The following is a 22,699-nucleotide window of genomic DNA, read 5'->3' on the forward strand; positions in this document are numbered from 1 at the left end:
GAGCGTACGAACGGGCTCTAACAACTCTCTAATCGAACGCGGTGCACAATCGGCGACCATGAGCCCGGACGCACAGCGAGCAGCCGTGTTGGCGCTGCACTGGCAGGTCAACGTCATCAAGCCCGAGGGGTTCTTCGGACCCATGCTCGCCGAGCCGGTGGCCCGCAGCGGCGTCGTCGAGCGGGCGGCGCGCTTCCACGCGCGGGCGGGTGTGCCGGTGTTCTTCACCCGGTTCACCATCCCCGAGGGCGAGGGAGGGCTGGTGCGCAACACCGGGTTCATGCACGCGGTCGGCGAGGCGCAGCAGGCGTTCCGGCCGGACGCGCCCGGCGCGCGGTTGATCCCGGAGGTGACCGGCACGGCGGGGACCGTGGTCGACAACCAGAAGCTCTCCGGCCTGGCCGGCAACGACCTGGCCGCCCGGCTGACCGACCAGGGCGTCGACACGCTCTTCCTGACCGGCGTGGCCACCAACCTGACCGTCGAGCAGACCGCGCGCCACGCCACCGACCTGGGCTTCACCGTGCACGTCGTGCGCGACTGCGTGACGGCCGCCGACGACGCCGCGCACACCGCCTCGCTGGCGAACCTGGACCTGACGACCGCCGGCTGCCTGACCGCCGAGGAGGCCCTGGTCCGGCTGCACGGGAGGTCGTGAGCCCGGTCAGGCCGGCAGCGACACGAACCCCTCGCGGACCAGCCAGTCGCGCGCGACCGCGGCCGGGTCACGGCCCGCGACGTCCACCTCGGCGTTGAGGCCGCGGATGGTGTCGTTGTCGAGCCTCGCCACGATCGGCGCCAACACCCGCGCGACCTGCGGGTGCGCGGTGTGGAAGTCCTGGCGCAGCACGACCGCCGCGTTGTAGCGGGGGAAGAACCTCTTGTCGTCCTCCAGCACGACCAGGTCCAGCGCGACGATCCGGCCGTCCGTGGTGAACACCTCGCCGAAGTTGCACAGCCCGGTCGAGGTCGCGGTGTAGATCGTGCCGGTGCCGAACGTCTTGACCTCGACCGCGCCGGGGTCGAAGCCGTAGGCCGCCGCCACGCCCGGGAAGCCGTCGTCGCGGCTGACGAACTCGGTCTCCAGGCAGAACACGGCCTCCTGCGGCGCGCGGGCGATCAGGGCGGCCATGTCCGAGGTGGTGCGCAGGTCGTGGGTGCGGGCGAACTCGCGGGTGACGGCGAAGGCGTAGGTGTTGTCGATCGCCGAGTGGTCCAACCAGACCAGGCCGTTGCGGGCCAGGTCGGCGTCGCGGACCGCCTCGTACTGGGCCCGCTCGTCCGGGATCGGATCGGTGTTGCCCAGGTAGCTGATCCACCCGGTGCCGGTGTAGTCCCAGGACAGGTCGATGTCACCGGTGAGCAGCGCCTGGCGGGAGCTGTTCGAGCCCTGGATGTTGGTCAGGTCGCGCACCTCGGCACCCGCCGCGACCAGGGCGACCTCGGCGAGGTAGCCCAGGACCTGGTTCTCGGTGAAGTCCTTGGAGCCCACCGCGATGTCCACCCCGGCCAGTTCGGGCACCGGCCGGATCGAACCGGGAGCCACCTCGAAGGGCAGCGCGAACGACGACTCCAGCCCGCAGCCGGACGTCAGCAGCACCACCGCCGCGACCACCAGCCGGGTGATCCGCCTCATCGCAGCCCCTTCGGTCCGAGGTAGGTCTCGACCAGGGCGCCGAGCCAGTCCACGAGCAGCGCGAGGCCGACCGCCAGCACGGCGCCGGTGACGAGCACCGGCGCCCGCGACAGCTTGTAGCCGGTGTCGATCAGCAGCCCGAGGCCGCCACCGTTGACGAACACCGCGAGGGTCGCGACGCCGACCGCGTGCACCAGCGCGGTGCGCAGCCCGGCCAGGATCAGCGGCACGGCCAGCGGCAGCTCGATGCGGCGCAGCACGGCGCCCGCGGACATGCCGATGCCCCGCCCGGCGTCGACCAGCGACGGGTCGACGCCCTGGAGCCCGACCACGGTGTTGCGCAGCACCGGCAGCAGCGCGTAGAAGGCGATCGGCAGCACCGCCGCCCACAGCCCTTCCCACCCCGACACCAGGAAGAACAGCACCAGGACGCCGATGGACGGCGACGCCTGGCCGATCGTGGCGATGCCGAGGAACAGCGGCGCGGCAGGTCGGGCCCACGGGCGCGTGAGCACGACGCCGAGCGGGACCGCCACCACGAGGACCAGCCCGGTCACGACCAGGCTGATCACCAGGTGGTCCCAGGTCGCGGCCACCAGGGCGGGCGCGTTGAGGCTCTGCCGCTCGATCGAGTCGAGGTCCCGGCCGAACGCCCACAGCAGCACGCCACCGACCAGCGCCACCACGACGGCCGGCTGGACCAGCAGGCGCAGCCGGTCGGCGCGACGCGCTGAGGCGGTGGGCGTCCGGACCGCCGCGGCCGTCACGCGTCCGCTTCCGCGTGGTCGTCGCGCAGCTTCTGCACGGTGCCGATCACGGCGTCCACCTCCACCAGCCCCACGTACTCGCCGCGCGCGCCGGTGACGACCGCCGCGCCGCCCTCCGTGAGGATGGCTTCCAGGGCGTCCTGCAGCGTCGACTGGAGCGACAACGTCGTGCCGACCGGCTGCGGTCGTCCGAGGTCCCGCTCGTGCACCCAGCTCACCGGCCGGTCCCGGGCGTCCAGCAGCAGCGCGTAGCGGTGCTCGGACGCGGCGAGCCGGCGGCCGACCTCGGCGGGCCGGTCGGTCACCGCCGCGGTCACCGCGTGGCTCAGCTCGACCTCGCGCACCCGGCGCAGCCTGAGCTGCTTGAGCGACGCACCCGAGCCGACGAACCCGGCGACCGTGTCGTCCGCCGGGTTGGCCAGGACCGCCTCGGGGGTGTCGTACTGCAGCACGCGCGACCGGGGGCCGAGCACGGCGATCCGGTCGCCGATCTTGACGGCCTCGTCGAAGTCGTGGGTGACGAACACGATCGTCTTGCGCAGCTCGGATTGCAACCGCATCAGCTCGTCCTGCAGGTTGCCGCGGGTGATCGGGTCCACCGCGCCGAACGGCTCGTCCATCAGCAGCACGGGCGGGTCGGCGGCGAGCGCGCGGGCCACGCCGACGCGCTGCTGCTGGCCGCCGGAGAGCTGTCGGGGGTAGCGGTCGCGGAACTCGGCCGGGTCGAGCCCGACCAGGTCGAGCATCTCGTCGACCCGGTCGGCCACCCTGGGACGTCGCCAGCCCAGCAGGCCGGGGACCGTCCCGACGTTCTGGCCCACCGTCAGGTGCGGGAACAGCCCCGCCTGCTGGATGGCGTACCCGATGCCGCGGCGCAGCTCGTCGGGGTCCAGCGACAGCGTGTCCACGCCGTCGATGGTGATGCGGCCCGAGGTCGGCTCGATCAACCGGTTGATCATCCGCATCGTGGTGGTCTTGCCGCACCCGGAGGGGCCGACCAGCACCACCGTCTCCCCCGCCGGGACGGTCAGGCTGACCGACTCCACCGCGGGCGCCGCGACGCCGGGGTAGCGCTTGGTCACGTCGACGAGCCGGATCTCACTGGCCACGGATCCCCCTGGAGACGGTGCAGCGGCCGATCAGCGCGAAGATCCCGTCCAGGACCAGCGCGAGGACGACGATGCCGAGCGTGCCGGCCACCGCCTGGTTGGTCGCGTTCGCGCTGCCCGCCCTGGTCAGCCCGGCGAAGATCTCCACGCCCAGGCCGGGACCGCGGGCGTAGGCGGCGATCGCGGCGATGCCCATCAGCATCTGGGTGGCGACGCGGGTCCCGGTCAGGATCGCGGGCCAGGCCAGCTTCAGCTCCACCCTGGTCAGCACCCCCCACCGGCTCATCCCGACGCCGCGCGCCGCGTCGCGCACCGCCGGGTCGACACCGCCGAGACCCACGATCGTGTTGCGCACGACCGGCAGCAGGCCGTACAGCACGAGCGCAACCACGGTCGGCGGCACGCCCAGGCCCAGGACCGGGATGAGCAAGCCGAGCAGGGCGAACGCCGGAATGGTGAGGATCGCGCTGGTCAACGCCGTCGCGGCGGTCGAGCCGAGCGGGCTGCGGTACACCGCGACCCCGATGCCCACCCCGATCACCGCCGCGATGGCCGCGCACTGCACCACCGCGCTGACGTGCAGGAGGGCTTCGACCAGCAGCCGGTGCCACCGGTCGGCCAGGAACTCCCCGAAGCTCACGACCCCGCCCCCGATCCGACGCGACCGACCATCCCTGTCCACAGAGGACGGATGACCTACCTCCTCGTCCGGGAACAACGGTCCGAACAGGACAGCGGTGCCGCGCCCCACCGCCATCATGCCGCAGCACCCCGCCCGCCCACCTGCCGATCACCTGACGATCACACCGGGCCGCGCTGCGCCCGCCGCCTTCGGCCGCGTCCGGCGGCGCCGCCCGCGCCACCCGTCCGGCGGCTTCCTCCTCATTCCGGCCTGCCGGACGCGGCGCAGCGGTAGCGTGCGGCACGGCGTGACAGAGGCAGGGGAGGCACAGCCATGCACCGATCACCAGCGACCCGCCGCACTGAACCGGACGTCGTGCCGTGAGCACGGGCAGGACCACTCGCCGCCGCCTGCTCACGGCGGGCGCGGTCGCGGTCGGTTCCACGTTGCTGACCGCGCCGAAGGCCTTCGCCGACGGCTACGGCTCCGGCGCGCTCGGTCCGTGGGAGAACTCGTCCAAGGCGATCTCGACGCTCACCCAGATCAGGCCGGTGCTCGACACCGACGGGCTGTTCATGTTCGGCGACAGCATCTCCGTGCAGGACGGCTACTCCCTGGCCCAGCGGCTGCACGGCCGGACCGGTGACGTCATCGCCGTGCACAACTGGTCCGGCCGCCCCACCGCACCCGCCGTCGACGCGCTGGCGCAGTGGGCCCAGGCCTACGGCCTGCCCGGCCGCATCCTGATGGCCACCGGGTCCAACGACATCTTCACGCCGCCGGTGTTCGCCGCCCAGGTGGAGCGCGTCATGGACGTCGTCGGCCCGGCCCGGAAGGTGTACTGGGTGAACGTCCAGGTCGCCCGCACCGCCCAGACCGCCGCCGTGCAGCTCGCCGACCAGCGCAACAGCGCGTGGATCAACCTCCAGCTCGCCGACGCCCAGCGCGCGCACCCGAACCTGCGCATCGTCCGCTGGGCGGAGTTCCTGGCCGCGAAGCCGACCCGGCTCACCGCGTACCTGCGCGACGGCGTGCACACCACCGAGCCGCTGGGCCAGGACGCCCGCAACGAGCTCATCGTGCAGGCGATCGAGGCGGGCTGACCCGGCCGGGTCAGGCGTCGACCACCGCGGCGTGGCCGCGGGAGAGGACCTCCCTGGTCAGCTCCACGCGGCTGCGCACGCGCAGCTTGCCGAACACGCGGCGCAGGTGGGTGTCCACCGTGTGCGGGGAGATGGCCAACCGGCGGGCCACCGCGCGGTTGGTCAACCCCAGCACGACCAGCCCCGCCACCCGCGCCTCGGCGGGTGTCAGGCTGGTCCAGCCGCCGGTCGTGTCGGGTCTGGTCGATTCCCGCGTGTTCGACATCCGAGTTCCCCCTGGTCACTGATGGCCTGCTGCCACTGTGTGCCGGGGCGGTCGGGCGGGTCAACGAACCCGCCGCGGAGTTCCTGACAACCGGCGGATTAAGTCACAATCCGCGCGCGCAGCGCCGGGAACAGGTCCAGCGCGTTCCCGCTCGCGACCCGCGACCGCTGCTCGTCGGTCCACCCGGGGTGGCCGGCGAAGCCGTCGACGTTCTCCGCGGTGTGCCAGTCCGGCATGAACGGGTAGTCGCTGCCGAACAGCACGTGGTCCGCGCCCGCCAGCTCGGTCAGCGCGGGCAGCGCGTGCGGGGTGGCCGACATGGCGATGTCGTAGTGCAGGCGGCCCAACGACGCCAGCACGTCGACCGGCGGCTTGCCGCGCAGGTAGGAGCCGATCGTCGGGCCGTACGTGAGCCGCTTGGCCAGGAACGGCAGCGTGCCACCCGCGTGCGACAGGATCAGCCGCAGGTCCGGCAGCCGGTCCAGCACCCCGCTGAACAGCAGGCTCACCGCGGTCCGCGTGGTCTCGAAGGTGAACTCGTACAGCGACGGCGGCAGGCCGAACGTGGCCAGGTCCCGGGCGGGTGGCGCGGCCGGGTGCACGTGGACCACGATGCCGCGGTCGGCGATCTCGGCGAACAGCGGCTCGAACTCGGGCGCGCCCAGGTACTCGCCCCCGTAGCTGGTGAGCACGTTGACGCCGTCGAGGCCGAGCTGGTCCACCGCGTAGGACAGCTCGTCCTTGGCCGCGGCGACGTCCGGCAGGGGCAGCACGGCGAACGCGCCGAACCGGGTCGGGTGCGTCGAGACGAGCTCGGCGAAGTACTCGTTGACCTGCCTGGCCAGCTTCGGCGCGTCGGCCGGTCCGGCGAACGAGACGCCGGGCGCGGTGATCGACAGCAGCGCGGCGGTGATGCCGTTGCGGTCCATCACCTCCAGGCTCCGGTCGGGCTCCCACGTGGGGTAGTCCACGCCGGGGATCGGGTCGATGCCGCGCAACGCGTCGCGGTACACCGGCGGGATGGCGTGGTGGTGCACGTCGACCAGCATCAGACGTACCTCTCCCCGTACTTGGGCGCGAGCCGGATCGCGTTCTCCCGGTCGATCGCGTACTGCTCCGGCGGTGGCGGCGGCGCGCCGTCGTCGGCCGACACGCCCATCTCCAGGAAGAACCGCTCCTTGCCGGCGGGCAGGAACATCAGCAGCATCCGGCAGTCGTCGGTGAACGCGTTGGTGAACGAGTGCGTGACGCCGCGCGGGACGTAGATGAACGCGCCCGGCTCGGCGATCACCGTTTCTTCGCCGGTGAACAGCTCCAACCGGCCGTCGATCACGTAGAACAGCTCGTCCTCGTGGTAGTGGACGTGCTTGGGCGGCCCACCGCCCGCGGGCACGACGGCCTCGACCAACCCGAACGCCGGGCCCGTGTTGTGCAGGCCCGACTTGAGCGTGTAGCGGTCGCCGAACACCCACCTGCTCGGCCCCGCACCCGGTGGCACGTGCACCGCGGTCTTCAGCTGATCCGAAGTGAAACTCACCGTGCTCCCATCGTGTTGCGGTCACCGACGACCCCCACAGTGCCGCCTGTCGCACCCACCGCGAATCACGAGAACACGTGATGCCGGGCGGCCCGAGGCCGCGGTGATACTCGACGCCTCCCAGGACGAGAGGGCTCTTAGCGAACATGTCTGAAGAAACTGGGCGTGAGTTATCCCGCAGGCGCGTGCTGGCCGGTTCGGCGACCGTCGCCCTGGCCGGGGCGGTGACCGGCTCGGTGGCCGGCGCCCTGGGCGGCGTCGCGGCGGCCGAGGAGGTGTCCGGTCGCATCGGCAAGCCGACCGTGACGCCCGACGACCCGCGGTACGCGCAGCTGATCACCGGCAACAACTCGCGGTGGACGGCGCGACCCGAGGCGATCCAGCTGGTGGGCGGGACGAACGACGTGGTGGCCGCGGTGCAGGGCGCCGTGCGGGCGGGCAAGCGGATCTCCATCCGCGGTGGCGGGCACTGCTTCGAGGACTTCGTGTACCACCCGGAGGTCCAGGTGGTCATCGACATGTCCCGGATGGATCGGGTGTACTGGGATCCGGCGATGGGCGCGTTCGCGGTCGAGGGCGGGGCGCTGCTGCTGGACGTGTACGACCGCCTGTTCAAGGAGTGGGGCGTCACCCTGCCCGGCGGCATGTGCTACTCGGTGGGCATCGGCGGCCACGTCAGCGGCGGCGGGTACGGCCTGCTGTCGCGCGTGCACGGCCTGACCGTGGACCACCTGCACGCCGTCGAGGTCGTCACGGTCGACCGGTCGGGCGTGGCCCGGGCGGTGATCGCGACGCGCGACCCGAACGACCCCAACCACGACCTGTGGTGGGCCAACACCGGTGGTGGCGGCGGCAACTTCGGCGTCATCACGCGGTACTGGTTCCGCTCGCCGGGCGCGACCGGCACCACCCCGTCCGACCTGCTGGTCAAGCCGCCGGCGGAGGTGATCGTCAGCGTCGTGCAGTTCCCGTGGAGCTCGATCGACCGCACCGCGTTCACCCGGCTCGTGCACAACTACGGCGCGTGGCACGAGGCCAACGGCGCACCCGGCGGCGCGAACATCGGCCTGAGCAGCTTCTTCTCCCTCTACCACCGCTCCAACGGCAACCTGGTGATGCTGACCGTGCAGGACGCGTCGGTCCCGAACGCGGCGGGGCTGCTGCAGGACTACCTGGCCGCGATCACCGCGGGCACCTCGGTGGTCCCGTCCCCCGCGTCGGCGCCTCGTCGGCTGCCGTGGTTGGCCGCCACGCGCCTGCTCGGCACCAGCAACCCGGTGCTGACCAACCCGACGCTGCGCGGCGCGCACAAGTCCACGTACATGCGCAAGAACTTCCCCGCCGCGCACATCGCCGCGCTCTACAAGCACCTCACGCGCGCCGACTACGCGAACCCGATGGCCATGGTGACGATGCTGTCGTTCGGCGGCAACATCAACCGGGTGCGCGAGAACGCGACCGCGAACGGCCAGCGCGACTCCACGTTCAAGCTGCTCTACCAGGTGTTCTGGACCGAGCAGGCGGAGGACCCGAGGCACATCGGGTGGCTGCGCGACCTCTACCGCGAGGTCTACGCCGACACCGGCGGCGTGCCGGTGTCCAACGCGGTCACCGACGGCTGCTACGTCAACTACCCGGACGGCGACCTGCGCGACCCGGCGCAGAACACCTCCGGCGTGCCGTGGTCCACCTTGTACTACAAGGGGAACTACCCGAGGCTGCGACAGGTCAAGGCGAGGTGGGACCCGCGCGACGTGTTCCGCCACTCCCAGTCGATCGAACTGCCGTGAGGCGGGGCGCGGAGGAACGATGTCACGGGTGATCGTCGCCGGAGGCGGCATCGGCGGCCTGGCCACCGCGCTGGCGGTGGCCGACCGCGGCCACCGGGTCGTGGTGCTGGAGCGCCGGTCGGAGTTCACCGAGCTGGGCGCGGGGATCCAGTTGGCGCCCAACGCGTTCCTCGCGCTGGACCGGCTGGGCGTGGCCACCGCCGTGCTCGACCGCGCGGTCCACGTGGACGCCCTGCGCTTCATGGACGCCGTCACCGGCGAGCAGGTCGCCGCGCTGCCGGTGCTCGGCGAGTACCGCGCCCGCTTCGGGAACCCGTACGCGGTCGTGCACCGCAACGACCTGTACGCCCCGCTGCTGGCCCGGTGCCGCGCGCACGGGGAAGTGGAGCTGCGGGTGGACAGCCCGGTCGTCGGTTACGAGCAGGACGGGGACGGCGTCGCCGCGGTGCTGGCCGACGGCGGGCGGGTGCGCGGTGACGCCCTGGTCGGCGCGGACGGGCTGCGGTCGGCGGTGCGGGCGCAGCTCGTCGGCGACGGCGAGCCGCGGGTGTCCGGGCACACGATCTACCGGTCGGTCATCCCGATGGAGGAGGTGCCCGCGCGGCTGCGGTCGGACTCGGTGACGTTGTGGGCCGGGCCGCGCTGGCACTTCGTGCACTACCCGATCGACGGCGGCCGGTCGCTGAACGTCGCCGTCACGCGCGACAACCGCGCGACCGAGGCGGTCGTGGGCGTGCCGGTCGAGCACGAGCGGGTGCTCGCCGAGTTCACCGACGCCGCGCCGGTGATCCGGGAGCTGCTGGCGCTCGGGCGGGAGTGGCGCAGCTGGGTGCTGTGCGACCGCGACCCGGTCGACCGGTGGGCCGACGGCCGGGTGGTCCTGCTCGGCGACGCGGCGCACCCGATGCTCCAGTACGCCGCGCAGGGCGCCTGCATGGCGTTGGAGGACGCCGTGCACCTGGGTGACCTGCTGGCGTACGGCGAGCCGGCCGCCGCGTTCGCGGCGTTCGTCGAAGACCGGCGCGAGCGCACGGCAGCCGCGCAGCTCGTGGCGCGGGCCATGGGCACGCGGCTGTACCACCCCTCGGGAGAGGCCGCGCGGGCGCGCAACGCGATGCTCGGCGGGTGGTCGACCGAGGAGCTGTACGAGAAGGTCGCCTGGCTGCACGGCGCCACCCGGTTCGGCGGCTCGACCGGCACACCGGAATCGCTCGTGGCGGCGCGACGCGTGGAAGCAGCCGCCGGATAAAGGAACGGTCGGTCGCCGTATTGTCACCCTCGGCGACCGACCGGACTCTTCACAAAGGAATATTCCACGCCGACTTTCCCACCGGCTTACTCTATTCGCCCGGATTGACGGTCGACCCGGGCAATTGACGTGATTCCGGAAACGTTGGCCAATTCCCCGCGGTCGTGGCATCATGAGCCACATCGACCGGTGACCAGCGCAGGGGGCAGTCACGCTGGGAGAACCTCTTACCTGAGCACGTTTCGCACCGGTCAGTGGATCGAGCGCGGCGCGTGGCCGTCGAGGGGGCGGCCGCCATTAGCTGTACGCGCAGCGCCGCCACGCACGCCGGGACGCGCCGTTCCGGGCCATTCGCCGGGTCGGCGTGCCCGAACAGGTCGACAACGCCGCTGTGGGGAGCCGAAAAATGAGCAATGCGCACGTGACGGGACATGCGGAGCTGGATCGGGAGTGGCTGGCCGAGGACGCCGCGGAGCTGTGTGAACGGGTGTTCGCGTCGTTGGCCAGGCGGAGCCAGCGCCGCGCGGGCGAGCTGTACGTCCGCGGTCTGCTCGCCGCGGAGGGCCGCAAGTCGATGCGCAACCTCGCGTCCCAGTTCGGCAGGCCCGCGGCCGAGCAGAGCCTGCACCACTTCGTCAGCAACTCGCCGTGGGACTGGCAGCAGGTGCGCCGGGCGTTGGCCGAGCACCTGGACCGCACGGTCAAGCCGATCGCCTGGGTGGTGGACTCGATGGCGATCACGAAGTCCGGCCGGCACTCGGTGGGGGTGCAGAACGCGTTCGTGCAGCACCTGGGCCGGGTCGCCAACAGCCAGCACGCCTACGGCGTCTGGTTGGCCTCCGAGCACACGAGCTACCCCGTCAACTGGCGGCTGGCGCTGCCCGACAGCTGGTTGAACGACCCGGTGCGCCGGCGGCAGGCCGCGATCCCGGCGCACCTGTCGTCGACCACGCCCGGTTCGTGCAAGTTGAACGCCGCCCTCGAGGTGGCCGACGGTTGGGACGTCCAGCCCCGGCCGTTGGTGCTGGACGCGCGCGAGGCGGACGCCGAGGCGCTGATCGCCCAGTTGCGGCTGCGCGAGGTGTCGTTCGTGATGCGGGTCGACGCGTCGGTGAACGTGGTGGCCGACCTGGCGGACAACCGGCGCGTCCGCACGACGCTGCGCTCGCTGCGGCCCGCGCTGCACCCGCTGCGGCGACCCGTGGTGCTCGACCCGTCGCACCGGTTCCGGCTGTGCGCGACCGTGGACGTCACGGTGCCGGGTGACACGGCGCGGCCGGGCCGCCTGGTGCTGCTGGCGGTGTGGCCGCCGGACGGCAACGGATTGCCTCAGCTGTGGCTGTCGGACCTGGCCGACACGTCGAGCGCGGGGTTGCTGCGCCTGACCCGCCAGCTCGACCGGGTGCGCCAGGACGTGGCGGAGGTCAGCTCGCAGGTCGGCATCGAGGACTTCACCGGCCGCTCGTTCGCGGGCTGGCACCGGCACATCACGCTGGTGTCGGTGGCGCACGCGATCCTGATGCCCGCCAACGCCGACTTCCGCATGCCCGAGATGCTGGTCGCCGGCCGGTCGTCCTAGCCGACGCGCCCGGGCGGCGGCACCACCGGGAACGGGAGGTGCCGACGGTGCCGCCGCCCGGGCGCGGCCCGACCGACCGCGGCGGCCCGCGTCGGCGGTCCCGGCGCGCGGAGGGGTCGCCGGACGCCGGATCGCCGAACAGCGAGCCACCGAACAACAAGTAGCCGAACACCACGTCGCCGGGCGACAGCTCGCGGAGTGCCGGCCCCGGTCAGCGGGCGTCGGCGAGTTCGGCCGGGTCGGCAGGCGTGTACGAGGCCAGGATGGCGTCGATCAGCCCCGGGAACCGGGCGTCCAGGTCGTCCCGTCGCAGCGACAGCAGCAGCGTCCGGCCCGAAGCGCGCTGGTTGATCACGCCGCTCTCCCGCAACACCCGCCAGTGGTGCGTCAGCGTCGACTTCGACACGCCGTCCACGATCGCGCCGCACGGGTACTCCCCGCCCTCCGCGAGCACCTGGAGCACGTTCATCCGCAACGGGTGGCCGAGCGCGGTCAGCACGGCCTCCAGCCGGATCTGGTCGCGGGCCGGGTGGTGGGGTTCGGACACGGGACCGAGTGTACGCGTACATGCGAAATGACAAACCCTGGCGAGCCGTTTGACAGCGGGGCGTGACTGTACGAGCATCCACGTACATTCCAACTGTACGTATAGTGACGTACAGTGCCACGACAAGGAGCGCCATGCCCACCGCCCCGCCCCAAGCTCGACGGCTCGGCCCGGCCCTGCTGCTGCTCGGGTTCGCGCAGCTGATCATCACCGTGGACTTCAACATCGTCTACGTCGCGCTGCCGGACATCGGCGACTCCCTCGGCTTCAGCGCCCAGACCCTGCAATGGGTGATCAGCGCGTACGCCGTCGCGTTCGGCGGCCTGCTCGTGCTCGGCGGTCGGGCGGCCGACCTGCTCGGCAGGCGTCGGATGTTCGTGCTGGCGCTGACCGTCTACGCGGTCGCCTCGCTGCTCGGCGGCCTCGCGCCCAACACCGGCGTGATGATCGCCGCGCGCGCGTTGCAGGGCCTGGGTGGCGCGCTGCTGTTCCCGGCCACCCTCTCGCTGGTCAACACCATGTTCGCGGAGGGCAAGGAGCGCAACCGGGCGCTCGCGGTGTGGAGCGCCTGCGGCGCCAGCGGCCTGTGCCTCGGCTCGCTGCTCGGCGGTCTGCTCACCGACGCGTTCGGCTGGACGTCGGTGTTCTACGTCAACGTGCCGCTGGCCGGGCTCGCCGCGCTCGTCGCGTTCGCGCTCATCCCCCGCGACCCGGCTCGCGAGCGCGGCCGCACGTTCGACCTGCCCGGCGCGATCACCGCGACCCTCGGCGTGACGCTGCTCGTCTTCGTCCTGGTCCAGGGCCCGGAGTCGGGCTGGACCTCGCCGGAGGTGCTGATCAGCCTGGTGCTGTCGATCGTCCTGCTGGTGGCGTTCGCGGTCATCGAGGGCCGCAGCCGCGACCCGCTGATGCCGCTGCGCCTGTTCACCAACCGCAGCCTCAGCACCGCCATGTCCATCGCGTTGGTCTTCGGCGCGACCTACAGCACCGTGCCGTACTTCCTGACCGTCTTCTTCCAGAGCGTGCACGGCTACGACGCCCTGCAGACCGGCCTGGCGTTCCTGGTGCCCGCGGTGCTGATCGCGGTCGGCACGCAGATCAGCGGCCGCATGGCGGGCAAGGTCGACATGCGGGTCATCCTGATCCTGGGCATGGCGATCGGCATCGTCGGCACCGCCGCCATCGCCTACGGCATGAGCGACTCCGGCGGCTCCTACCTCGCCGTGCTCCCCGGCTTCGCGCTCTACGGCATCGGCCAGGGCATCACGTGGACCGGCATGTGGATCGCCGCCGCGTCCGGTGTCGCGGGCGGCGAGCAGGGCGTCGCCTCGGCGATGACGTCCACCGCGATGCAGGTCGGCACCGCCGTCGGCCTCGCCGTGCTGGTGGCCATCGCCAACCCCGGCGCGATCGGCTTCACCACCGACACCCTCCAGTCCGCGGTGTACGTCGCCGCGATCGGCATCGTGCTCGGCATCCTGGTGAGCTTCGCGTTGCGCAAGCCGCGCGCCGCGGACCGGGCCGCCGTCGCGGAACCGGTGGCCGTCGTCGACTGACAGTGATGATGTGTGTGGTGACGTCGTTGGCGGGTCCGACCCACCGACTGACTGACGTTTCGACTGTCCTGCCGGCGATTCGTCGGCCCGTCGGCGACGTCACCACGCACGCGGCCGGACGGGCGCCTGTGACTTCATAGCCGGCCTGGCCAGAGGTCCCGTCACTGTCCTGTCCTGTCCTGTCCACCCGCCCGACCGGCGCGTGCCACCCCCGGTGAACACACGCTGCGAGGGACGGACACCACCAGCATGACGCATCACAGCACGCCGGTCACCGACGGAGTCGACACCCACGGCCACACCCACCACGCCGCCGTGGTCGACGGCGTCGGCCGGCACCTGGCCGATCGGCAGTTCCCGCCACGACCGGCGGCTACCGGGCCCTGCCGGGCTGGATGCGCTCGCACGGCACCGTGACGGCGGTCGGGGTCGAGGGCACCGGTGCCTACGGCGCCGAGCCCGCCCGCGTGCTCACCGCCGCCGGCACCACCGTCGTCGAGGTCGACCGGCCCGACCGCGCCACCCGACGCGCCAAGGGCAAATCCGACCGGTCGACGCCTACACCGCCGCCACGGCCGTGCTCGCCGGACGGGCCACCGGCACCCCCAAAAGCCGCGATGGCCTGGTCGAGGCCGTCCGCGTGCCGCGCATCCCCCGCCGCGATGCGGTCAAAGCCCGCACCCAAACCGTCAACCAGGTCCACGCCCTACCGGTCACCGCACCCGCGCCGCCGCGCGAACGGTTCACCGGCCTGGACCGGTCCGCGCTGGTGAAAACCCTGACCCGACCGCCCCCCTCCCCGCCTCCTCCGGCCGCGTCCACCGCCACCGCCTCAACCGCGGCGGCGACCGCGCCCACGTCCAACGCCGCACCGCCCAGGGGCTGTCGAAGAAAGACATCACGCGCCGCCTCAAACGCTTCATCGCCCGCGAGGTCCACCGAGCCCTGACCAGCACAACAGTCGATCACACAGCCCGAATCACCCCGGCATCAACAGCTTGACTCCTATGGGACCATCGCCGGCACACGCACAGCACAAGCGCGAAATCCCTTCTGTCCCAACGTTTTGACACAGTCGAAGCGTCCGTGACGAACTGGATCGCGAATCCGCCCGGTTCGCCCCGATCGCGCCCCGCCGTCCCGCAGGCTCGGGACATGGACTTGATGGATCGTGTCGGAGCGCTGCCGGGCAACGAGATCCGGCGCAGGCGGTCGCTGCCTGCCGCGCACCAACCCGCTTGGGACGCGGAGGCCGCGGCCGGGGTGGGCGCGGCGCTGGCCGGGATGCCCGGCCTGGTCGAGGTCGGGGAGGTGCGGCGGCTCGGTGCGCTGCTCGCCGAGGTGGCGGCGGGCCGCGCCCAGGTCGTGCAGGCGGGTGACTGCGCCGAGGACCCGGCCGAGTGCGGCGCCGGCGACCTGGCCCGCAAGGTGGGGCTGCTGGACGCGGTCGCGGGCGCGATGGCGGCCGGCGCGGGCGTGCCGGTGATCCGCGTCGGCCGGTTCGCGGGCCAGTTCGCCAAACCCCGATCCGCCCCGGTGGAACGGGTCAACGGCGTGGAGCTGCCGGTGTACGCCGGCCACATGGTCAACAGCCCGGAGCCGGACCCCGAACTGCGGCGGCCGGACCCGAACCGGATGCTCTCCTGCTACACCGCGTCCCGTTCGGCGTTGGCGTTCCTGCGGGGCCCCTCGGGCGACCACGACGTGTGGTCGAGCCACGAAGCGCTGGTCCTCGACTACGAGCTCGCCATGCTGCGGCGCGACGGCGACGGCGACACCGTGCTCGGCTCGACCCACTGGCCGTGGATCGGGGAGCGCACCCGCCGACCCGACGGCGCGCACGTGGACCTGTTGGCGTCGGTGGTGAACCCGGTGGCGTGCAAGGTCGGCCCGGCGGCGTCCACCGACGACGTGCTCGCGCTGTGCGCCCGGCTCGACCCGCACCGCACGCCGGGCAGGCTCACGCTGATCTCCCGGATGGGTGCGGACGTGGTGGCCGACCGATTACCCGCCCTGGTCGCCGCCGTGCGCGCGCAGGGTCACCCGGTCATCTGGCTGTGCGACCCGATGCACGCCAACACGGTGACCAACGCCGAAGGCCTGAAGAGCCGTCTGCTGACCGCCATCACCCGCGAGGTCCGGTCGTTCCGGGTGGCGGTCGCGGGCGCGGGCGGCGTCGCGGGTGGGCTGCACCTGGAGACCACGCCCGACGACGTCACCGAGTGCGCGGCCGACGAAGCGGGACTGGCCGACGTGGGCGCCAAGTACACGACGTTGTGCGACCCGCGGCTCAACCCCGGGCAGGCCGTCGCGGTCGCCGCGGTCTGGGGGGAGTGACGTGTTCCACGACAACACGGCGGTGGTCACGGGCGCGGCGGGCGGCATCGGCACGGCCGTCGTCCGCGCGCTGGTCGAGCAGGGCGTGTCGGTCGCCGCGGTCGACGTCGCGTCGGACGGCCTGGCGAAGCTGGAAGGCGACCAGGTGACGGTGCACGCGGTCGACGTGGCCGACAGCGCGGCGGTCGAGGCGCTGGTCGGGGACGTCGAGGCGCGGGTGGGCCCGATCGGCGCGCTGGTGAACGCGGCGGGCGTGCTGCGGACCGGCCGGGCGCACCTGCTCACCGACGACGACTGGGCGACCACGTTCGCGGTCAACAGCACGGGCGTGTTCCACCTGTGCCGCGCGGTGGCGACCCGCATGATCCCCCGGCGCGGCGGCGCGATCGTGACCGTGGCGTCGAACGCGGCGGGCATCGCGCGGATGGACATGGCGGCCTACGCGGCCTCCAAGGCCGCGGCGACGAGCTTCACCCGGTGCCTCGGGCTGGAGCTGGCCGAGTACGGCATCCGCTGCAACGTCGTCGCGCCCGGCTCGACGCACACCCCGATGCTGACCGGCCTGTGGGACGACGGTGACGCGGTCCGCGTCTCGGTGGAGGGCGTGCCCTCGGCGTTCCGGACCGGCATCCCGCTCGGCAAGGTCGCGCAGCCGTCCGACGTGGCCGACGCGGTGCTGTACGTGCTGTCCGACCGCGCGTCCCACATCACCATGCAGACGCTCACCGTCGACGGCGGCGCGGCGCTCGGCGCGTGACCACGCCGACGTCCGCCGCTCGGCGAGGAAGGTAGCCACGCCATGCCCATCCCGACGATCGACGCCTACCCCATGCCCACCGGAGCCGGGTCGGACGGCCCGCTGCGGTGGGTGGTCGACCCGGAGCGCGCCATCCTGCTGATCCACGACATGCAGCGCTACTTCGTCGCGCCCTTCCCGGCGGACGAGGAACCGGTGGTGTCCTTGGTGGCCAACATCGCCGCGCTGCGGGAGCGGTGCGCCGCGCTCGGCGTCCCGGTCGCCTACACCGCGCAGCCCGGCAGCATGACGCCGGCGCAACGCGGCCTGCTCACCGACCTGTGGGGACCGGGCATGACGGTGTCCGAAGCCGACCGCGCGGTGGTGGACGAGCTGGCGCCGGGCGAGCACGACGCGGTGTTCACCAAGTGGCGCTACAGCGCGTTCTTCAACTCCGGGCTCGAGCAGTTCCTGCGGGAACGCGGCCGTGACCAGATCGTCGTGTGCGGTGTGTACGCCCACGTGGGCGTGCTCATGACGTGCCTGGACGCGTTCAGCTCCGACATCCGGCCGTTCCTGGTGACCGACGCGGTCGCGGACTTCTCCGAGGCGCACCACCGGATGGCCGTCACCCACGCCGCAGCGACGTGCGCGCTGACCACGTCCACCAAGGAGGTCTTGCAGATGCTGTCGACGGGGGCCGGCTCGTGACCGACACCGACCTGCTCGACCGGCTGCCGGCCGGGCACGCCGACGCCTACGCCCTGCTGCACCGGCCCAAGTCGACCGGTTCCGGCCACGTCGAGGTGTTCGCGGGCCCGCTGACGCAGCACGACCGGCTGGCCGAGCTGTCCGTCCACCAAGGACAGGTGCTGGCGCTGCTGCCCTACCGGCAGGTCACCGAGCGCGGCTTCGCGTGCGCGGACGACGGTTCACCGCTGCTCGCGATGGAGGTGTCCGAGCGGGCCGTGCTGCCGCTCGACGACGTGCTCGACCGGCTGCCGGACACCCCGATCGAGCTCACCGACGGGCACTTCGACATCGACGACGACGGGTACGCCGACATCGTCCGCGCCGTGATGGCAGACGAGATCGGGCGTGGCGTCGGCGCGAACTTCGTGGTCAAGCGGTCGTACCTGGTCGACATCGCGGACTACTCCCCCGCGACCGCGCTGACCCTGTTCCGCCGGCTGGTGACCCGCGAGCTGGGCGCGTACTGGACGTTCCTGGTGCACACGGGCACCCGCACGTTCGTCGGCGCGAGCCCCGAGCGGCACGTCACCCTCGACCGCGGCCGGGTCGTGATGAACCCGATCAGCGGCACGTACCGGTACCCGCCTTCCGGACCCGGGTTGGACGGCGTGCTGGAGTTCCTCGCCGACCGCAAGGAGGTGGACGAGCTGCACATGGTGCTGGACGAGGAGCTGAAGATGATGGCCCGGGTGTGCGGCGCGGGCGGGCGCGTCATCGGCCCGTTCCTCAAGGAGATGGGCAACCTCGCGCACACCGAGTACCTGATCGGGGGCAGCACCGCGATGGACGCGGGAGACGTGCTGCGGGAGACGCTGCTCGCGCCGACCGTCACCGGCAGCCCGTTGGCGAGCGCCTGCGAGGTGATCAGCCGCTACGAGCCCGCCGGGCGCGGTTACTACAGCGGCGTGGTGGCGTTGATCGGGCCGGACCCGTCGGGTGGGCGGGCGGTCGACTCGGCGATCCTGATCCGCACCGCCGACATCGACGCCGTCGGCCGGGTGGCCATCGGCGTCGGCGCGACGTTGGTGCGGCACTCGGACCCGGCGTCGGAGGTGGCCGAGACGCGCGTGAAGGCGGCGGGCCTGCTGGCCGCGCTGACCGGGTCGGCGATGTCGGCGTCACCGGCCGAGGGCGCGGGGTTCGGCGCGCAGCGGCCGGTGGTGGAGGCGTTGGCGCGGCGGAACGAGCCGCTGGCCCGGTTCTGGTCGGAACCGGCGGGTCGGCGGGACCGGCCGCGGGCGGGGTTCGCGGGCAAGCGGGTGCTCGTGGTCGACGCGGACGACACGTTCACGTCGATGATCGACGTGCAGCTGCGGTCGCTCGGAATGGAGGTCGTGGTGCGGCGCTACGACGTGGAGCACGCGATCGACGACGCGGACCTCGTCGTGCTCGGGCCCGGTCCCGGCGACCCGCGCGACCGGGCCCACCCGAAGATCGCCCACTTGGGCGCGGCGGTGCGGCGGCTGCTGGGCGAGCGGCGGCCCTTCCTGGCCGTGTGCCTGAGCCACCAGGTGCTGAGCGCCCACCTCGGCCTGCCGCTGGTGCGCCGGGACCTGCCGCACCAGGGCGTGCAGCTCGGGATCGACCTGTTCGGCCGGAGCAGGCACGTCGGGTTCTACAACACCTTCGCGGCCCGGCACGACGGCGGCCCGCTGCCGCTCGGCGACGACGTGGACGCGATCGAGGTCAGCCGCGACCCGACGACCGGGCAGGTGCACGCGCTGCGGGGCCCCGGCTTCGCCTCGACCCAGTTCCACCCGGAGTCGATCCTCACCCGGGACGGTCCGGACATCCTGGCCGACCTGGTCGCGCCCCTGCTGACGGCGGCGGTGCCGAGGTGACCGGCGGCCGGGACCACGACAGCGGCGGCGAGCGGGACCACGGCGGCGATCGGGACGGAGGCGGCATGAACCACCACAGCGGCGCGATGAGCAGGCGGCGGTTGTTGGCGGCCACCGGCGCGATCGGGATCGGCGCGGTGGCGGCAACCGGAGCGGCGGCGGCCGAGGTCGGGACAGCGGGGGCCGGGTTCGAGGCGGTGACGGTCGGGCCCGGCGACCCGCGGTACCCGGACCTGGTGGTGGGCCTGGACCGGCGGTGGGTGGGACGGCCCGGGTCGGTGCGGGTGGTGTCCTCGCCGCGGCAGGCGCTGGACGTGGTGCGGGAGGCGGTGCGGACGGGCAGGCGGTTGACCGTGCGCGGTGGCGGGCACTGCTACGAGGACTTCGTGTTCAACGCCGAGGTCGACGTGGTGCTCGACCTGTCCGAGATGACCTCGGTGACCTTCGACCCCGTGCACCGCGCGTTCTCGGTGGAGGCCGGGGCCACGCTGCTCGACGTGTACGAACTGCTCTACAAGACGTGGGGCGTGACGATCCCGGCCGGCCAGTGCTACTCGGTCGGCGTCGGCGGGCACGTCGCGGGCGGCGGCTGGGGCCTGCTGTGCCGCCGCGACGGGCTCGTGGTCGACCACCTGCACGCGGTGGAGGTCGTCGTCGTGGACGCGGAAGGCCGGGCCAGGCTCGTGGTGGCGACCCGTGACCCCGACGACCCCCACCACGACCTGTGGTGGGCGCACACCGGTGGTGGCGGCGGCACCTTCGGCGTGGTCACCCGGTACCTGTTCCGCTCGCCCGACGCGCGGTCGGACGACCCGGCGCGACTCCTGCCGAAGCCGCCGGCCGAGCTGCTCCTGAGCGCGATCGCGTGGCCGTGGGACGGGATGACCGAGGCGGTGTTCACCCGGTTGGTCCGCAACTGGACCGGCTGGCACACGGCCAACGCCGCGCCCGGCGGGCGGTACGCGGGGCTGTGCGGCTTCCTGCTGCTCAACCAGCGCGCCACCGGCGAGGTCGGCCTGTTCACCGTGCTCGACGGCACCGGCGCGGACGCGGAACGGCTGCTGGACCGCTTCATCGCCGACGTCACGCGCGGCGTCGACCTGCCGCACGGCGCGCTCACCCGGCCCTCCGGTGAGCACGGCCCGCTGACGCGGTACGCCCGGCCGAAGCGGTGGAGCTGGCTGACCGCGACCCGGCACCTGGGCACGATGCACCCGCGGATGGTGGATCCGACGCTGCGCGGCGAGCACAAGTCGGCCTACCACCGCGCGGGGTTCACCGACGCGCAACTCGCGGCCCTGTACCGCAACCTCGACGGCCGGGACGGGTTCGCCAACCCGTTCGCGCAGGTGATGCTGACCTCGTCGGGCGGCCGGGTGAACGCCGTGGGGCGCACCGACACCGCGAACGTGCACCGGGACAGCGCGTTCAAGCTGCACATCCAGACCGGCTGGAGCGAGCCGTCCGACGACGACGCGAACGTGGCGTGGGCGCGTCGCTTCTACGCCGAGCTGTACGCCGGGACCGGCAGGGTGCCGGTCCCGGACGAGCGCACCGACGGGTGCGTGCTGAACTACCCCGACGCCGACCTCTCCGAGGCCGCGCACAACACGTCCGGCGTGCCGTGGCACGCGTTGTACTGGGGCGAGAACTACCCCCGGCTGCAACGGGTCAAGGCGGCCTACGACCCGACCGACTTCTTCCGGCACCGGCAGTCCGTCCGGCTGCCCTGACCCCCGTCACGCCGGCGCGCCGAACCAGGTGCGCAGCGCCTCGTCGAGGGTGTCGTGGTCGCTCTCCAACCCCGTGCCGCCCCACGCGATGTAGCCGTCTGGGCGGACCAGCAGCGTCGGCGCGGACGGCACGTCGTCGCAGCTCGCCACGACCACGTCCACCCGGTCCGCCCACGGCGCCGCGACCCGGCGCAGCGGTTCGCGGTCGGCCAGGTCCAGCAGCACGGGACGGCCCGCGCGCAGCAGCTCGGCCAGGGTGGCCGCCTCGGCGCCCACCTTGAGCCGCAGGTCCGGCACGAACAGCCCGGCGAGCTGGTCGTCGGGCCGCCCGGTCTCGTAGCGCACGTCCACGCCGGTGATCATGCCTGCGAGGAAGTCGTTGACCTGCGGCAGTTGCATGAGCTCCACGAACAGCTCGCGCAGCGCGTCCACCCGCCGGTCGGGCAGCATCAGGCCGACCTGCGCGCGCACGTTGTAGAGCACGCGGGCGGCCACCGGGTGCCGTTCGGCGTGGTAGGTGTCCAGCAGGCCTTCCGGCGCCCACCCCCGCACCTGCGCGGCGAGCTTCCAGCCGAGGTTGACCGCGTCCTGCAGGCCCAGGTTGACGCCCTGGCCACCGGCCGGGAAGTGCACGTGCGCGGCGTCGCCCGCGACCAGCACCCGGCCGCGCCGGTAGGTGTCGGCCTGCAGGGCGGCGTCGGTGAAGCGGGTGAGCCAGCGCGGCCGGTCCATCGGCACCGGGCGGCCCGCGATGCGCTCCACCTCGGCGCGCAGCTCCTCCAGCGTCACGGGCGCGGTCCGGTCCGGGCGGGACAGGGCCGCGTCGCGGAAGTCGTAGGTGCACACCCGGCTGTGGCCCAGCGGGTTGGTCCAGAACAACGTCCAGCCGCGTTCGGTGCGCTGCCAGCCGACCGGGGCGGTGCCCGGGTCGAGCAGCCGGACGTCGCCCATCAGCGCGGCGACCGTGCCGGGCGTGCCGACGAACCCGATGCCGGCCAGCTTGCGCACGGCGCTGCGCGCGCCGTCGCAGCCCACCACCCAGTCGGCGGTGACCTGCCGGGTCGCGCCGGACGTCGAGCGGACGTCCAGCACGACCCGGTCACCCCGGTCGTCGAGGCCGACGACCTCGCTGTCGCGCTGGATCACGGCGCCCAGCGCGGCGGCCCGGTCGGCGAACACCTGCTCGGCGTAGGCCTGCGGGCTGCCGACGATGACCGGGCCCTCGTCCACGACTCGGCCGATGTCGAGGTTGAACAGCCCCGCGAAGTGGAACGTCACGGAGCGCCCGCCGCGCCGCGCCGCCTTGTGCGGCCCGGGTTGCACGGCGTCGAGCAGCCCGCGCCGGTGCAGGGTCTCGGCGGTGCGGGCGTGCAGCGTGCCCGCCTTGGACTCGCCGGTCGGCTCGGCCAACCGCTCCAGCACGACCGTGCGCACGCCGCGCGTGGCGAGTTCCAGCGCGAGCAACATCCCCACCGGTCCGCCACCGGCCACGGCCACCTCGTAGTGGGTCATCGCCGACCCACCGCGCAACGGACGCAC

Annotated in this window: 21 protein-coding genes and 1 pseudogene; 12 read left to right on the forward strand and 10 right to left on the reverse strand. The window is 72.8% G+C overall.

Annotated elements, in window-relative coordinates:
- Window positions 1-58: 58 nt before the first annotated feature.
- A complete protein-coding gene (locus FHX81_RS04470) occupies window positions 59-658 on the forward strand; it encodes a cysteine hydrolase family protein (RefSeq protein WP_141975335.1) in 600 nt (199 codons plus the stop codon).
- A gap of 6 nt (window positions 659-664) precedes the next feature.
- Here the strand turns inward: FHX81_RS04470 and FHX81_RS04475 are convergent, their stop codons facing one another.
- From FHX81_RS04475 to FHX81_RS04490, 4 genes are read right to left on the reverse strand one after another with little or no spacing between them, the layout of a single operon-like run.
- Window positions 665-1,636: a glycine betaine ABC transporter substrate-binding protein gene (locus FHX81_RS04475; RefSeq protein ID WP_141975336.1), complete on the reverse strand. Its 972-nt coding sequence runs from the start codon at window positions 1,634-1,636 to the stop codon at window positions 665-667.
- The gene (locus FHX81_RS04480; protein WP_141975337.1) at window positions 1,633-2,403 is read right to left on the reverse strand and encodes an ABC transporter permease; all 771 of its coding nucleotides are present in this window, start codon (window positions 2,401-2,403) and stop codon (window positions 1,633-1,635) included. Before FHX81_RS04480 ends, FHX81_RS04475 begins: the two co-directional genes overlap by 4 nt.
- A complete protein-coding gene (locus tag FHX81_RS04485; protein ID WP_141975338.1) occupies window positions 2,400-3,512 on the reverse strand; it encodes an ABC transporter ATP-binding protein in 1,113 nt (370 codons plus the stop codon). The genes FHX81_RS04480 and FHX81_RS04485 overlap by 4 nt, the downstream gene beginning before the upstream one ends.
- On the reverse strand, window positions 3,502-4,152 hold the full coding sequence (locus FHX81_RS04490) for an ABC transporter permease (RefSeq protein WP_170231926.1): 651 nt from the start codon (window positions 4,150-4,152) through the stop codon (window positions 3,502-3,504). Before FHX81_RS04490 ends, FHX81_RS04485 begins: the two co-directional genes overlap by 11 nt.
- Window positions 4,153-4,514: 362 nt before the next feature.
- On the opposite strand from FHX81_RS04490, the gene FHX81_RS04495 reads away from it, so the two are divergent.
- On the forward strand, window positions 4,515-5,237 hold the full coding sequence (locus tag FHX81_RS04495) for an SGNH/GDSL hydrolase family protein (RefSeq protein WP_141975339.1): 723 nt from the start codon (window positions 4,515-4,517) through the stop codon (window positions 5,235-5,237).
- A gap of 10 nt (window positions 5,238-5,247) precedes the next feature.
- On the opposite strand, the gene FHX81_RS04500 is transcribed toward FHX81_RS04495, so the two are convergent.
- The 3 genes from FHX81_RS04500 to FHX81_RS04510 form a co-directional block, all read right to left on the reverse strand.
- Window positions 5,248-5,502, reverse strand: a complete 255-nt coding sequence (locus tag FHX81_RS04500) for a response regulator transcription factor (RefSeq protein ID WP_141975340.1) — start codon at window positions 5,500-5,502, stop codon at window positions 5,248-5,250.
- 98 nt (window positions 5,503-5,600) lie between these two features.
- A complete protein-coding gene (locus tag FHX81_RS04505; RefSeq protein WP_141975341.1) occupies window positions 5,601-6,551 on the reverse strand; it encodes an amidohydrolase family protein in 951 nt (316 codons plus the stop codon).
- Window positions 6,551-7,039, reverse strand: a complete 489-nt coding sequence (locus FHX81_RS04510; protein WP_141975342.1) for a cupin domain-containing protein — start codon at window positions 7,037-7,039, stop codon at window positions 6,551-6,553. The genes FHX81_RS04505 and FHX81_RS04510 overlap by 1 nt, the downstream gene beginning before the upstream one ends.
- Before the next feature lie 185 nt (window positions 7,040-7,224).
- On the opposite strand from FHX81_RS04510, the gene FHX81_RS04515 reads away from it, so the two are divergent.
- From FHX81_RS04515 to FHX81_RS04525, 3 genes are all read left to right on the forward strand, one after another.
- The gene (locus FHX81_RS04515; protein ID WP_246107626.1) at window positions 7,225-8,829 is read left to right on the forward strand and encodes an FAD-binding oxidoreductase; all 1,605 of its coding nucleotides are present in this window, start codon (window positions 7,225-7,227) and stop codon (window positions 8,827-8,829) included.
- A gap of 19 nt (window positions 8,830-8,848) precedes the next feature.
- The gene (locus FHX81_RS04520) at window positions 8,849-10,078 is read left to right on the forward strand and encodes a 3-hydroxybenzoate 6-monooxygenase (RefSeq protein WP_141975344.1); all 1,230 of its coding nucleotides are present in this window, start codon (window positions 8,849-8,851) and stop codon (window positions 10,076-10,078) included.
- A 406-nt stretch (window positions 10,079-10,484) separates the two neighbouring features.
- On the forward strand, window positions 10,485-11,657 hold the full coding sequence (locus FHX81_RS04525) for an IS701 family transposase (protein ID WP_141975345.1): 1,173 nt from the start codon (window positions 10,485-10,487) through the stop codon (window positions 11,655-11,657).
- 211 nt (window positions 11,658-11,868) lie between these two features.
- Here the strand turns inward: FHX81_RS04525 and FHX81_RS04530 are convergent, their stop codons facing one another.
- A complete protein-coding gene (locus tag FHX81_RS04530; protein WP_246107627.1) occupies window positions 11,869-12,204 on the reverse strand; it encodes an ArsR/SmtB family transcription factor in 336 nt (111 codons plus the stop codon).
- Between the two features lie 134 nt (window positions 12,205-12,338).
- On the opposite strand from FHX81_RS04530, the gene FHX81_RS04535 reads away from it, so the two are divergent.
- Window positions 12,339-13,760, forward strand: a complete 1,422-nt coding sequence (locus FHX81_RS04535; protein ID WP_141975347.1) for an MFS transporter — start codon at window positions 12,339-12,341, stop codon at window positions 13,758-13,760.
- Between the two features lie 445 nt (window positions 13,761-14,205).
- Here FHX81_RS04535 and FHX81_RS41820 read toward each other — a convergent pair whose 3' ends face one another.
- Complete coding sequence (locus tag FHX81_RS41820) at window positions 14,206-14,463, reverse strand: hypothetical protein (RefSeq protein ID WP_246108352.1); 258 nt, start codon at window positions 14,461-14,463, stop codon at window positions 14,206-14,208.
- Between the two features lie 89 nt (window positions 14,464-14,552).
- Between FHX81_RS41820 and FHX81_RS41825 the strand changes: the two are divergent.
- The 6 genes and pseudogenes from FHX81_RS41825 to FHX81_RS04565 form a co-directional block, all read left to right on the forward strand.
- A pseudogene (locus FHX81_RS41825) lies at window positions 14,553-14,762 on the forward strand (hypothetical protein); the annotation flags it as partial.
- Window positions 14,763-14,915: 153 nt separating this feature from the next.
- On the forward strand, window positions 14,916-16,097 hold the full coding sequence (locus FHX81_RS04545) for a 3-deoxy-7-phosphoheptulonate synthase (protein ID WP_141975348.1): 1,182 nt from the start codon (window positions 14,916-14,918) through the stop codon (window positions 16,095-16,097).
- A gap of 1 nt (window position 16,098) precedes the next feature.
- The gene (gene dhbA, locus FHX81_RS04550; protein ID WP_141975349.1) at window positions 16,099-16,854 is read left to right on the forward strand and encodes a 2,3-dihydro-2,3-dihydroxybenzoate dehydrogenase; all 756 of its coding nucleotides are present in this window, start codon (window positions 16,099-16,101) and stop codon (window positions 16,852-16,854) included.
- Between the two features lie 42 nt (window positions 16,855-16,896).
- Window positions 16,897-17,544: an isochorismatase family protein gene (locus tag FHX81_RS04555; RefSeq protein ID WP_141975350.1), complete on the forward strand. Its 648-nt coding sequence runs from the start codon at window positions 16,897-16,899 to the stop codon at window positions 17,542-17,544.
- Window positions 17,541-19,427 (forward strand): anthranilate synthase family protein, encoded by a 1,887-nt coding sequence (locus FHX81_RS04560; protein WP_141975351.1) that lies wholly within the window; start codon window positions 17,541-17,543, stop codon window positions 19,425-19,427. Before FHX81_RS04555 ends, FHX81_RS04560 begins: the two co-directional genes overlap by 4 nt.
- A gap of 65 nt (window positions 19,428-19,492) precedes the next feature.
- Entirely contained in the window at window positions 19,493-21,160 is a 1,668-nt protein-coding gene (locus tag FHX81_RS04565) for an FAD-binding oxidoreductase (protein ID WP_141975352.1), read from the forward strand.
- 6 nt (window positions 21,161-21,166) lie between these two features.
- Here FHX81_RS04565 and FHX81_RS04570 read toward each other — a convergent pair whose 3' ends face one another.
- Window positions 21,167-22,672: an FAD-dependent monooxygenase gene (locus tag FHX81_RS04570; RefSeq protein ID WP_141975353.1), complete on the reverse strand. Its 1,506-nt coding sequence runs from the start codon at window positions 22,670-22,672 to the stop codon at window positions 21,167-21,169.
- Between the last annotated feature and the right edge of the window lie 27 nt (window positions 22,673-22,699).

The sequence above is a fragment of the Saccharothrix saharensis genome (assembly GCF_006716745.1).
Lineage (GTDB): Bacteria > Actinomycetota > Actinomycetes > Mycobacteriales > Pseudonocardiaceae > Actinosynnema > Actinosynnema saharense.

Coding starts and splice junctions, on each gene's coding strand:
- FHX81_RS04565 (WP_141975352.1), top strand. CDS start 19,493: ATGAACCACCACAGCGGCGCGATGAGCAGGCGGCGGTTGTTGGCGGCC.
- FHX81_RS04525 (WP_141975345.1), top strand. CDS start 10,485: ATGAGCAATGCGCACGTGACGGGACATGCGGAGCTGGATCGGGAGTGG.
- FHX81_RS04470 (WP_141975335.1), top strand. CDS start 59: ATGAGCCCGGACGCACAGCGAGCAGCCGTGTTGGCGCTGCACTGGCAG.
- FHX81_RS04570 (WP_141975353.1), bottom strand. CDS start 22,672: ATGACCCACTACGAGGTGGCCGTGGCCGGTGGCGGACCGGTGGGGATG.
- FHX81_RS04555 (WP_141975350.1), top strand. CDS start 16,897: ATGCCCATCCCGACGATCGACGCCTACCCCATGCCCACCGGAGCCGGG.
- FHX81_RS04520 (WP_141975344.1), top strand. CDS start 8,849: ATGTCACGGGTGATCGTCGCCGGAGGCGGCATCGGCGGCCTGGCCACC.
- FHX81_RS04500 (WP_141975340.1), bottom strand. CDS start 5,502: ATGTCGAACACGCGGGAATCGACCAGACCCGACACGACCGGCGGCTGG.
- FHX81_RS04545 (WP_141975348.1), top strand. CDS start 14,916: ATGGACTTGATGGATCGTGTCGGAGCGCTGCCGGGCAACGAGATCCGG.
- FHX81_RS04475 (WP_141975336.1), bottom strand. CDS start 1,636: ATGAGGCGGATCACCCGGCTGGTGGTCGCGGCGGTGGTGCTGCTGACG.
- FHX81_RS04505 (WP_141975341.1), bottom strand. CDS start 6,551: ATGCTGGTCGACGTGCACCACCACGCCATCCCGCCGGTGTACCGCGAC.
- FHX81_RS04535 (WP_141975347.1), top strand. CDS start 12,339: ATGCCCACCGCCCCGCCCCAAGCTCGACGGCTCGGCCCGGCCCTGCTG.